This window comes from Dielma fastidiosa (genome assembly GCF_000313565.1).
GTDB lineage: Bacteria > Bacillota_I > Bacilli_A > Erysipelotrichales > Erysipelotrichaceae > Dielma > Dielma fastidiosa.
The window spans coordinates 355,056-365,962 of the sequence record NZ_HE578927.1 but is presented as its reverse complement, the minus strand read 5'-3'; the positions used below and the strand labels follow the sequence as shown (position 1 = coordinate 365,962).

The window sequence follows — 10,907 nt, the reverse complement described above, 5'->3', positions numbered from 1 at the left end:
TTTATATTTATATATGTAAAAAAAGCTGCGGTTGAAGGCATTTACGCCATTAGCCGCAGCTTAACTTTATTAACCAATCAATACACCGCACCACATACCGTTGTAATAACCGATACCGATTGATGTATAACGGCCGCTCATTAATGATGACCAATGAGCTGGTGATGACATCCACCAATTCAGCGCTGCTGAAGGGGTTGTGCCAGCATATGTAAGAACTTCACCGGCTGTATTATAGCCGACGCCATAAGCATCAAGAGCCGTAGAGAAATATGTACCATTCGGCCGATAATGTGATACATAACCACTGGCCTCCGCAGCTCTTAATTGAGCGGCAGCACCAAGGTTGCCAGTATCCATTGTCAGCGACCCCAGTCCGTAGGATGCACGGTAGGAGTTAATCAGATTTGCAAGTTCGTAAATTGAACCACTAGTATTAGCACCGGCAGAATAAGATGCAAACGTTGTGTTATAAGTCGCAAGGCGGGAAACTGCTTCCTTTTCCTTAACAGCGATATATAAGTATTCGGTTGCCGTATTGCCGCTTGAATCAGTTGCCGTATAAATACCGGTATAATGACCGCCGTTATTGATATCCAAATCATTCGGATCAAATTCCCATTCGGTTATCAAGCCATCAGCATTATCCCAAATATAATCGACCCATTCTTCCGGAACGATTTCCTCTCCGTTATCGAGGAGAATTTCACTCGTAGTTAAATGGATTTCCGGTGCGACGGTATCCTTAACATCGATTTCAACAGTGAAATTATGTTTGATATTCGTATCCATTTTTTCAATTGGTTCGGTTTCATTCGTAGCAAGAATCATTGCCGGATTAACATTGCTGGCACCCTGATCATAAACAGTCAGAGTTCCTGTTTGTTCACCTAGTTTATCAAAATCTAAATCGGTTTCAATAATTAGCGAGTCAATCGCATATGTAGATTTTGATAAATCAGCTGACTCGATTTTCTTTGCTTCCGCAACCTGCGAATAGCCATCCTTGAACACTACATCAAGGATTTTGCCGACGGAAATAGCTTCTTTATCTACCTCTACTTCGGCTGGTTTGTTGTTCAGCGGCTTACTTTCAACTGGAGCCGCAGCTTTGATTTTCATCACATTAGAACTTAAATGTGGAAATAGTGAGACGCTGTCAGCGGCAAACCCTATGGTAAAGGTAAAACCCGCTGTCAGAAAGATACATGTTTTTTTGATAAATGTCTTTCTAAAAGTATGCATGAATCAACCTCCAGACCTTCACTGCACTTCCAATTCTAACAAATTTCTTAAGAAATGTAAAACAATCACATGATTTCACAAATTCTTAACCGGTTATTCAGCTGTCATAAAATCAATTAAAGCACGGATTATTGGCTCATCCGATGTGTGAAAAGTCCTTAAATCAATGGCGCTGGGAAGAAGCCATGTGCCATGGCTATGAACGCTTAATTGAATTTTACCTTCCAGAATCTGACAGGCATAAGCGGTAACGATAAGGGGAATATCCTTCGTATTATCCTCTATCGTGCATAGCTTTTTTAAGACTTCAGCCTTTATCGAAAGCTCTTCTTCAAGCTCACGAATGACAGCTTCCTCGTGACTTTCACCATTTTCTACCTTACCGCCGGGAAATTCCCACAGGCCGGCATCCTTACCCAGCCGCTGGGCGATGAAAACCTGATCATTTTCAATCAGACAGCCACAGACAATTTGCAGTTGATTCATAATATCACCGAATCAATTGTATCAGGAACCGTGCGCATTGTGAAGAGAATTAAATTATGGTATTCTATTATCTATGAGGTGAGGGAATGAAGGCTTCACAATTAACCAGAATCGCGATCATGGCCTGTCTTCAATATGTAGTATTTACCATGTTTTCGCAAATATTATATTTAGAGGCGGTGACCTTGATCACCCTTCTTTTTGCTGTTGTTTTTCCATTAAAAGAATCAATGCTCGCGTCGGCAGTTTTTGCTTTGATCAATATGCTGACCAGGGGCATCCTGCCGTGGACAATCATGTATCTTGTTTTGTTTCCGTGTTATTCATTTACTGCCTACCATTTACGCAATTTGCTGATTGGCCGCAATGAGTGGACTATCTGTATCTGCTTCTTATTCTCATTTCTGCTTGGTCAGCTGGTAGACTTGCCGTTTCTGTTGTTTTCAGGTAAAATTACAATGATCTATATGCTGATGGGATTAAAAACAAGTTTGATTCAAGGCTTTTTAAGTGCTTGTGAGGCAGCTTTTCTATTTGATCCCTTATATCGGCAATTAATTAAAATCAGAGGAGGATTTTCAGAATGAAGAAAAAAGGATTGATTCTCGGCGGTCTTGCGGTTTTGGTACTGCTTGTGATGATCGCTGTTAATATGCTGATGCCTAAACCACAGGCAGGAATGAAAAATATTACGATTAAAATCGTCGATGAAATGAATGATGAGGTACTGTTTGATGATGTGATTCAAACATCAGATGAAATACTGGCAACGCTGTTAACTTCAGAGAAAGCGTTAAAGGTTGTTGGTGAAGAAGGTCAGTATGGGCTGTTTATTACTTCAATGATGGGAGTAGATGCTCATGATGACGCTTATTGGGTGTTTGAGTCTGATAACAATAAGTCATGCGGTGAAGCAGAAGGCGGCTATTGTCCGGCGGCGAATTCTGTCAATTTGGCAGATGGTGATGTTTTTCTGTTTAAACTGACAAATCAATTTAACTAGCTTCGGCTAGTTTTTCTTTATCCTGCCAGTAAAATGAGGAATGGAATAGTAATTAAGCATAACAAGGTGCTCAGGCAGACGATTTCAATGGCTTGCGCAGTTTGCTGATTATTGCGAGCAGCGAAAAGCGCTACACTAAGAGCGGTTGGGGAAGCGGCAAGAATTAAATAAATGATTCTTATGTCGTAAAGGTTGTTAGGCAATAAGCTGAGCAAGAAAAATACAGTCAAAGGAAACAGAATTAATCGACATAATACTGGTTTCCACAAAATTATAATATGTTTTTTTAATTCCTTCACCTGCAACTGATCAAGATAGGCTCCCAAAAGAATCATAGCAAGAGGTGTATTCATGCTTGTTATGTGACTCATCAGTGTCAGCAAGGGTTTTGGCGTGTGAATGTCAAAGAAGAAAATACATAACCCAGCTGCAAATGCCAGCATAACGGGTGTAAATATAATGGAAGACAATGAGAATTTGAATTGATTATTTAATTTAGAAAGACCGTATGTCCACTGAACAATGCTGTTAACAGCCATATAAGCTGAAAGATAAAAAACTGCTTCTACACCTTGTATCGCCATAACCAAAGGAATGCCCATGAATCCAGCATTTGAAAGGATGACTGCATTTTGAAACATACCGTTATTTTTAAATAACAGTCTTCCCATAACGATAAATAGCAAATGGATAAAAACTGAGAGTAATAAACAAATGAGCAGTTTGAATGCTTTGTTATTTTCATAAGGCACACAAAATGCATTCACGATAACGATAGGCATAACTGCAATCAAAAGAAGATTAGTCATGTCTTTGAGTCCGTTATCATGCAGAAATTGTTTCCTTTTTAGTACAAAGCCAATGAGCATCAACATAAACATAACTAAAATCTGATTAGCAATGATTCCCGCAAGTAACATAATTAGCTGCCAAAATGCTTCTTATAAATTTTATTGGTCTGCATGAGCCGCTCATAAATACTGTCACTTTTTTTATTAATCAGGATACCATATATGGTATCAATTAAACTCAGGGTTGCAATTCTTGATGAAAGTGAAAGATTATTTTCAGGATCGTCGCTAGAATTAATATACAAGTGTTGATCACAATATTCTAATAATTCATTGTTATGATTTTTAGTTATTGAAACCATATAAGCATCTTTACGTTTAACATATTCAGCTGCTTCTAAAATTACAGCAGTCTGACCAGAGTAAGAAATGAAAAAAACAACATCCTTAGGCTTGGCAAAGTATGCATAAGTCAAAATATCACTTTCTGTAATAAAGAATTTGCTTTGCATACCGATTCTTGAAAAACGCAAGTGGGCATCATACGCGGCAATACCAGAAAATTGAACACCAAGAAAAACAATATTCTCTGCGTTCAGCATTTTCTCAACGAGCTTTTCTAGTTTGTCAGGCGGATTTGTTCTAGTTGTTTCTAAGATCGAGTATGTATTTGAGAAATTATTTTATCTACAATTGTTAATGAGTCATCACCTTTATCAAAAGGCAGAGAAGTATTTACACTAACCTCATCCTTTAAAAACATATTTAATTCAATAGCTAGTTGTATTTTTAAAGAATTAAAGCCATCATAGCCGTTTTTTTTGCAGAAACGAGAGATTGTCGAACGTGAAGTATAGGTTTCTCTTGCTAAATCCTCCATGGTCATTTCAATCACTTCATTGGGATGATTGATAATATAATTGATGATACATTTTTCTACCGGAGTTGAGGCAATGTTCTTTTGCAGTTCCAGAAAAAAACTCATTCTAATCAATCCTCCTTCATGTTTGTCATTATAATTATTATACTTCAATTCAGCTGCGTTACTCGTTTCATAAAATGAAACAGTTGACTCAAAAATGACATGAAATTCTTCCAAAAAAAGGAAAATATAAGAATATTACAGTCAGTTTGAAACAGATGTTCCTTTCATTCTCTTTAAATGGTACAGAAGTGTCATTTCTTGGATCATCGCAGACCAATTTTTTAATGTATGATGTAAGCGTATACAAAGATAGGCGCCTGAAGGAGGAAGTTATGAAGTATATGGATGCTCATGTGCATTTAAAGAACCGTAATGATGAGGTACTTGATGTAAATGCACTTCTAAAGGAAATGGATTCTGCGGAAATTGAGAAAGTATTTTTAATGCCGGCCACTTCTAAGCTAGAGGATAATGAAATGATGCTTGAAGCTATTAAGGGACATGAGGATCGCTTCATTCCATTCGCATTTATGAATCCTTATCATCCGGATTGTGTTGAACGATTTCGCCGCTATGTTTGTGAAAATGGAGTGAAAGGGTTAAAACTTCATCCGGTTATCGATGCATATCCGGCTGACCGTGCTTATATGTTAGACCCCTTATTGACTATTTGTGATGAATATCATTTGCACTGTATTATGCATTGTACCTCAGATGCGCCGAACAGTTCGCCATTACAGGCTGAGAGAACAGCTCGACGCTGGCCTAAGGTAACATTTCAACTTGCCCACATGGGCGGCTGCTGGCTTGCAGATGATGCAATTAAGGTATGTTTGCGAAACGATAATATTTATCTGGATGGCTCTACAGTTTCGCTTAGTGCCGTTAAACGGGCGGTTAAGGCTTGTCCTGATAAATTTTTAATGGGTACGGATATTCCTTTTTATCATTTTGAAATGGAAAAGCTGAAGATGCGGCTTGCTGCTGATGATGAATGTACGCTAGATAAGATTATGGGCGGCAATATGCAAGCTTTAATAGAAGAAAGAGGGTGGCAGATATGATTATAGATGCTCATAATCACATTGGCAATCGCCGCGGTCGAAAGGGCCAAAGTGCTGAGGAGATAATTGAAAAGATGGATGCTTCTGGAATTGATCAAGCTGTGGTCTTCTCTTATGTACCTTATCCCAATAATGATTATATTGCTGAAGCAGTCAGAAAATATCCTGATCGTTTAATCGGTTTTGCAGTCTTGGATCATACAAAGAAGCATCCTGAGGCAGAGCTTGAACGAGCTATCTGTGAATTGGGCTTAAAGGGGTTGAAGCTAGATACGCCTACTCATGGGTTTTCTATAGATGACTTTAGAGTAACTGGTCCAACCTTTGAGATAGCTAATAAATATCATTTACCAGTCATCTGTTACTGCGGTGATAATAATTTTGTTCATCCGTATAAATTTGCTGAAGCTGCTAAGCGCTATCCAAATATTAATTTTATCATGGCTCATGCTGGAATTTTATTCATGACCAGCCACGCAATTGAAGTTTGTGCAGAAAATAAAAATTGTTATATAGAAATATCAAATATCAATGCTTGTGTGATCAATGACGCAAAAAATAAGGGGGTTCTTGATCATGTGTTATTTGGCACGGATACGCCGTTTAATTATTTTAATGTTATGAAGAGCTGTGTTGAATCGGCTTTGAATGATGAACATGAAAAAGCAATGGTTTACAGTGAAAATTTTAAACGAATTATGGCTGAGATACAGGTTGAATAATTAATAAAATTCTGTATCAGAAAGGAGTAATAATGAAAAGTCTGGTTATCTGTCAGTTTGCTATCACAAGTAAGATTCAGCCTTTGGTTAACGGTGTTGCAACAGTTTCAATTTTTCTGATTATGGTTAATCCATTAACTGAAGAGGGGACAATTAGTTTAGCTTATCTTGGATCACAAGGCATATTCTGTGCAATTTTAGCGGGCGTGGTAACAGTCTTTTTGAATTATCAATTTACCAAACGCGGTATTTTGATTAAAATGCCTGATTCAGTACCACCAATTATATCAGCTGCCTTTGAAATGCTGATTTCATTAGGAATTATTGTCGTACTCGTATGGGGAGTGCGTATTGTATTAGGGGTAAACATTCCAGAACTTATCGCTTTATTAATTTCACCATTTGCGGTAGCTGCTGATTCACCGTTCGCCGTTGCACTAGAAAGCCTTGTATCAAGGACATTATGGTTTGCGGGTATTCACGGCGGCAGTATTATTGCTTTTAATGGTGGTGCGCTTTATCCATTCGCGCTGTCAAATATTGAGGCGAATGCGGCGGCAGTTGCTGCTGGTTTGCCAATGCCGAATATTATCACCCCTTCACTTGAGAGCTTTTATCAAGATTCAAGTGTTTCAGCATTTGCAATATGTATTATGATTGCCTTTATCAGCAAATCATCGCATCTGAAAGAAATTGGTAAATTGGCAGCTTTGCCAGCTGTGTTTGGTGTAACAGAACCATTCTGGTTTGGTTTGCCTGTTGTTTTGAATCCGATTATGCTGATTCCTTTCTTATTTGCGAATACATTCAATCTAGTCATGACCTGGATTTTGACTTACTTGAATATCATTGGCCGTACATATGTGACGCTGCATTGGGCACTACCAGGTTTTCTTGGTTCTTATCTCTCATCAGGCGGTGATTTGCGTAACCTAATTTGGTGGTTTGTGTTGCTGATTTTAAACTGCGTCATTTATTATCCTTTTATTAAGATGTACGATAAACAAAAGGTTCAAGAAGAACAAGCCGCATTGGCTGATTAGAAATGAGGATTTTATGAATGAGGTGGATTTAACACAAAAGATTGAGCAGCGTTTATTAATGATTGTAGCGCATGCTGGTGATGCAAATGCTAAGGTTTTTGATGCAATTGATGAATATGAAAGCGGTGATACAGAGAGGGCTTATGCTATTCTTGATGAAGCCCAAAAGGAATTGCTTATTGCTCATCGTTCTCAATATGAGCTGATGAATGAAGAAGCTCAAGGTGAGGAAATCGTGCCTTCTATTCTGATGATCCATGCAATGGATATCTGTATGAATGCCGCTAATTCAATTCAGTATACAAAACGTCTGATAGCTTTGCTTGAGACTAAAAAATAAGGATGGAGAGTTGAGATGAAATGTTCAAAACAGCCATGTATTTGTCATGCTAATCATTATAAGTTATTATTTAAAGGATTTGGATTGCTCTATTTATATGGAGTTCAGTGCAAAATGTGTCTGAAACAATATCCTGTGAAGTGCATTTTAAAACATATGAGTTTAACTTATGTCGATGTTTTACTGAAGGTTGTTTTGCTGCTGAGTGCAATATATTATTTGATTCTTGGCTTTTTGCCAGGTATTGTTTATATGTTCAGCTTGATCATTTTAATCAACTTTTTCATTTATCCTTTATTATTTAAAATGAAGATTATAGTCATTGATAGAAAGAAGGAGTAGATATGAAAACAGGATTAAAAATTGTTACGATTGGTGGTGGCTCTTCGTATTCTCCTGAATTGATAGAAGGATTCATTAAACGCAGTGAAACATTACCAGTTCGTGAGCTTTGGCTTGTTGATATAGAAGCAGGCAAAGAGAAGCTGGATATCATTACTGATCTTGCAAAGCGGATGGTGCGGCGTGTGAATGCTAATATTGAAATTCATTCAACATTGAATCGCCGCGAAGCGCTTAAGAATGCCGATTTTGTAACAACTCAATTTCGTGTAGGTCAGTTGGATGCGCGTAAAAAAGATGAGATTATACCTGCCAAGTATGGTATTCTGGGACAAGAAACAAATGGACCTGGTGGTATGTTTAAAGCATTAAGGACAATTCCTGTGCTGATTGATATTATTCATGATTGTCAGGAATTGTGTCCTGATGCGTGGATCATTAGCTTTACAAACCCTGCCGGTCTCAATGCGGAAGCAGTATTACGATATACAGGTTGGAAGAAATTTATTGGTTTATGTAATTCGCCAACGGTAATTGTTCATCGAATTGGAAGATTAATGAATCTTGACCCTAAACAGCTGAGGGTGGACTTCGCTGGCTTGAATCATATGGTTTTTGGCTTACACACTTATTATCAAGGACAGGATATTTCTAAACAGGTTATTGATGCTTTAGCGGCTTATAATGATGGCAAAACTTATGAAGAACGCTTTGATACGCTGCCTTATACGCCAGCTTTCCTGCATGAACTTAACTGTATTCCAAGCCCGTATCTTCGTTATTATTTTTATAAGGATATTATGCTTCAACACGCTATAAAGGAGGCGGAAAATGGTTGCTGCCGGGCACAGGTAGTCAAGCGGATTGAGCAAGAATTATTTGCTAATTATGCTGATCCTGCTCTTGATGTTAAACCCAAGGAATTGGAGCAGCGCGGCGGTGCTTATTACAGTGATGCTGCATGTAGTCTAATAGATTCTATCTATAATGACCGTGGTGACATACAGGTTGTTAATACGTTGAATAATGGCGGCTGCGCATCATTTGCGGCAGATGAAGTTGTGGAAATCAGTTCGGTCATTACCAAAGAGGGACCTCGGCCAATTACTGTAGGACGTCTGCCTGATCAAGTTGAAGGTTTATGCCGTCATATTAAATCATTTGAAAAACTTACTGCCAAAGCGGCGATTGAAGGAAATCGTGAAACAGCATTATTCGCGCTGACAATGAATCCGCTAGTTCAAGATGAAGCTTTGGCAAAAGCTCTGCTAGAGGAATTGATGGAAGCACATCGGGAATATCTCCCTCAATTTTATAAATAAATATCTAGAGATATCGATATAGAAACGGTATAGTTAAGGCTGTACCGTTTTTATAGTGATTCTCGCTGATAAATAATGGTATGAATTATTGCTATCAAAACTATTCTTATTAATTCAGGATCAAATCTCTTTTTATATGAACAGTTGCCCGCTGCCGATTGTAATTCATATTAAAATATGATATTAAAAAGGCAAGAGAAGAGGGATGTTATGAGTAAAATTAAATTGATTGTTACTGATCTTGACGGTACATTGCTGAATGATGAAAAGAAAGTCAGTGCTTATACAGTCGAAATGATTCAAAAGGCTAAAGCTGCCGGTATTAAAATCTGCATCGCCAGCGGCCGTTTTGATGGGATGCTGTCAATTTATCGGGATTCAATTCTGGGCTGTGACTATACGATATCATGCAATGGGGCTGTCGTGAAAAATGAAAACAGCAATCAGTTCTTGCTGGTGAATGCGTTAAGTCATGAGAATACGATCAAGATTCTGACTTATTTTAAGGAACAGCAGCTGACCTTTATGTTTTATTCACCAGATACGATTTATTATGAAGCAGGCAAAGCTAAAATGGCAAAGCGGGTTACTGATTACGAACAGCTGGCGCAAAGTCTTGGCTTCCCTAAAAAGCTGAAGGTAGAAACGGTAGATCTGACAAAACCTTTTGATTCCTATCATAATATTATTAAAATTGTTGCTTATGAACATGAAGAGGAAAAGCTGAGCGCCTTAAGAGCGTATTGTGACACTCTTGAAAATTGCTGCATGGAAGCGACAGGCTATGGTATCTATGGCTTGTTCGAGAAAAATGTATCAAAGCGTGAGGGAATTGAGGTTATTAAAAAGGAAATGGGCATCGGCAATGACGCAGTAGCCGTATTTGGTGACTGGGAAAATGATTTGAGTATGTTTGATTGTGCGGATACCCGAGTGGCAATGGTGAATGGCATGGAAATTGTGAAAGAGCGGGCAACTATTATTGCGGAATCAAATAATGATGACGGTGTAGCTAAAGTGATTGCGTCATTTATTGATTAAACGGACAATGATAGATAATTAAAGCGAGTAAAATGGCAGGCGGCAAGTACCTGTCATTTTTATTTCGATTTTATGAATGTTTTGAATTATTATAACCGATAAAATGAATATGATTTTGCATTTATGATTGTTAAATGATTGAGAATGCGGTTACATGTTCATAAAATGATAGAATTGTTCATATATATTGATTGTCAGCGTTTCGCTTTCAGTGTACAATAAAGATAGCAAAGATGCACGGCATCTGTACTGATAAAAGGAGGAAATAATGATGAGTCAGGTAGATGAAATCACAAGAGAAAAATGGATATTAGGCGCGTTCCCAGAATGGGGAACATGGCTGAATGAGGAGATCGACCAGGAGGTAGTAGAAAAAGGTACCTTCGCAATGTGGTGGATCGGCTGTACCGGTTTATGGGTAAAGACGGAAAATAATACAAACATTGCAGTGGATCTATGGTTCGGCAATGGCAAGCGCAGTAAGAAAACAAAAGAGATGGCACCGTTCCATCAGATGCGCAACATGACCGGCGGCCGGATGACCCAACCGAATTTAAGAGCGGCACCGATCGTATATGATCCA

The 10,907-nt window shown here is 38.3% G+C and carries 13 protein-coding genes and 1 pseudogene; 9 read left to right on the top strand and 5 right to left on the bottom strand.

Annotated elements, in window-relative coordinates; translation table 11 throughout:
• Window positions 1-69 precede the first annotated feature (69 nt).
• Entirely contained in the window at window positions 70-1,245 is a 1,176-nt protein-coding gene (locus DAHG_RS20605) for a CAP domain-containing protein (RefSeq protein WP_022938538.1), read from the bottom strand.
• Window positions 1,246-1,338: 93 nt separating this feature from the next.
• Complete coding sequence (locus tag DAHG_RS19500; protein ID WP_022938537.1) at window positions 1,339-1,731, bottom strand: (deoxy)nucleoside triphosphate pyrophosphohydrolase; 393 nt, start codon at window positions 1,729-1,731, stop codon at window positions 1,339-1,341.
• Between the two features lie 86 nt (window positions 1,732-1,817).
• Between DAHG_RS19500 and DAHG_RS19495 the strand changes: the two genes are divergently transcribed.
• Both DAHG_RS19495 and DAHG_RS19490 read left to right on the top strand, forming a co-directional pair.
• Complete coding sequence (locus DAHG_RS19495; RefSeq protein ID WP_022938536.1) at window positions 1,818-2,318, top strand: hypothetical protein; 501 nt, start codon at window positions 1,818-1,820, stop codon at window positions 2,316-2,318.
• Window positions 2,315-2,734: a DUF4430 domain-containing protein gene (locus DAHG_RS19490; protein WP_022938535.1), complete on the top strand. Its 420-nt coding sequence runs from the start codon at window positions 2,315-2,317 to the stop codon at window positions 2,732-2,734. Before DAHG_RS19495 ends, DAHG_RS19490 begins: the two co-directional genes overlap by 4 nt.
• A gap of 17 nt (window positions 2,735-2,751) precedes the next feature.
• Here the strand turns inward: DAHG_RS19490 and DAHG_RS11655 are convergent, their stop codons facing one another.
• From DAHG_RS11655 to DAHG_RS11645, 3 genes are read right to left on the bottom strand one after another with little or no spacing between them, the layout of a single operon-like run.
• Window positions 2,752-3,654 (bottom strand): AEC family transporter, encoded by a 903-nt coding sequence (locus tag DAHG_RS11655; RefSeq protein WP_022938534.1) that lies wholly within the window; start codon window positions 3,652-3,654, stop codon window positions 2,752-2,754.
• Window positions 3,655-3,656: 2 nt separating this feature from the next.
• On the bottom strand, window positions 3,657-4,127 hold the full coding sequence (locus tag DAHG_RS11650) for a MurR/RpiR family transcriptional regulator (RefSeq protein ID WP_022938533.1): 471 nt from the start codon (window positions 4,125-4,127) through the stop codon (window positions 3,657-3,659).
• A 50-nt stretch (window positions 4,128-4,177) separates the two neighbouring features.
• Window positions 4,178-4,510 (bottom strand): MurR/RpiR family transcriptional regulator, encoded by a 333-nt coding sequence (locus tag DAHG_RS11645; RefSeq protein ID WP_022938532.1) that lies wholly within the window; start codon window positions 4,508-4,510, stop codon window positions 4,178-4,180.
• A 272-nt stretch (window positions 4,511-4,782) separates the two neighbouring features.
• Between DAHG_RS11645 and DAHG_RS11640 the strand changes: the two genes are divergently transcribed.
• The 7 genes and pseudogenes from DAHG_RS11640 to DAHG_RS11605 all read left to right on the top strand — a co-directional run.
• A complete protein-coding gene (locus DAHG_RS11640; RefSeq protein WP_022938531.1) occupies window positions 4,783-5,514 on the top strand; it encodes an amidohydrolase family protein in 732 nt (243 codons plus the stop codon).
• On the top strand, window positions 5,511-6,236 hold the full coding sequence (locus DAHG_RS11635) for an amidohydrolase family protein (RefSeq protein ID WP_022938530.1): 726 nt from the start codon (window positions 5,511-5,513) through the stop codon (window positions 6,234-6,236). Before DAHG_RS11640 ends, DAHG_RS11635 begins: the two co-directional genes overlap by 4 nt.
• 32 nt (window positions 6,237-6,268) lie before the next feature.
• The gene (locus DAHG_RS19485; protein ID WP_022938529.1) at window positions 6,269-7,279 is read left to right on the top strand and encodes a PTS sugar transporter subunit IIC; all 1,011 of its coding nucleotides are present in this window, start codon (window positions 6,269-6,271) and stop codon (window positions 7,277-7,279) included.
• Between the two features lie 13 nt (window positions 7,280-7,292).
• On the top strand, window positions 7,293-7,619 hold the full coding sequence (locus DAHG_RS11625; RefSeq protein ID WP_022938528.1) for a PTS lactose/cellobiose transporter subunit IIA: 327 nt from the start codon (window positions 7,293-7,295) through the stop codon (window positions 7,617-7,619).
• Window positions 7,620-7,963: 344 nt separating this feature from the next.
• Window positions 7,964-9,283, top strand: coding sequence for a 6-phospho-beta-glucosidase (locus DAHG_RS11615; protein ID WP_022938526.1), 1,320 nt, complete (start codon window positions 7,964-7,966; stop codon window positions 9,281-9,283).
• Window positions 9,284-9,493: 210 nt separating this feature from the next.
• A complete protein-coding gene (locus tag DAHG_RS11610) occupies window positions 9,494-10,324 on the top strand; it encodes a Cof-type HAD-IIB family hydrolase (RefSeq protein WP_022938525.1) in 831 nt (276 codons plus the stop codon).
• 268 nt (window positions 10,325-10,592) lie between these two features.
• Window positions 10,593-10,907: pseudogene (locus DAHG_RS11605) on the top strand (L-ascorbate 6-phosphate lactonase); the annotation flags it as partial.

Bases quoted from the DNA above. Each gene is read 5' to 3' on its own strand.
- DAHG_RS20605 (WP_022938538.1), bottom strand. From the start codon at position 1,245: ATGCATACTTTTAGAAAGACATTTATCAAAAAAACATGTATCTTTCTG.
- DAHG_RS19500 (WP_022938537.1), bottom strand. From the start codon at position 1,731: ATGAATCAACTGCAAATTGTCTGTGGCTGTCTGATTGAAAATGATCAG.
- DAHG_RS19495 (WP_022938536.1), top strand. From the start codon at position 1,818: ATGAAGGCTTCACAATTAACCAGAATCGCGATCATGGCCTGTCTTCAA.
- DAHG_RS19490 (WP_022938535.1), top strand. From the start codon at position 2,315: ATGAAGAAAAAAGGATTGATTCTCGGCGGTCTTGCGGTTTTGGTACTG.
- DAHG_RS11655 (WP_022938534.1), bottom strand. From the start codon at position 3,654: ATGTTACTTGCGGGAATCATTGCTAATCAGATTTTAGTTATGTTTATG.
- DAHG_RS11650 (WP_022938533.1), bottom strand. From the start codon at position 4,127: ATGCTGAACGCAGAGAATATTGTTTTTCTTGGTGTTCAATTTTCTGGT.
- DAHG_RS11645 (WP_022938532.1), bottom strand. From the start codon at position 4,510: ATGAGTTTTTTTCTGGAACTGCAAAAGAACATTGCCTCAACTCCGGTA.
- DAHG_RS11640 (WP_022938531.1), top strand. From the start codon at position 4,783: ATGAAGTATATGGATGCTCATGTGCATTTAAAGAACCGTAATGATGAG.
- DAHG_RS11635 (WP_022938530.1), top strand. From the start codon at position 5,511: ATGATTATAGATGCTCATAATCACATTGGCAATCGCCGCGGTCGAAAG.
- DAHG_RS19485 (WP_022938529.1), top strand. From the start codon at position 6,269: ATGAAAAGTCTGGTTATCTGTCAGTTTGCTATCACAAGTAAGATTCAG.
- DAHG_RS11625 (WP_022938528.1), top strand. From the start codon at position 7,293: ATGAATGAGGTGGATTTAACACAAAAGATTGAGCAGCGTTTATTAATG.
- DAHG_RS11615 (WP_022938526.1), top strand. From the start codon at position 7,964: ATGAAAACAGGATTAAAAATTGTTACGATTGGTGGTGGCTCTTCGTAT.
- DAHG_RS11610 (WP_022938525.1), top strand. From the start codon at position 9,494: ATGAGTAAAATTAAATTGATTGTTACTGATCTTGACGGTACATTGCTG.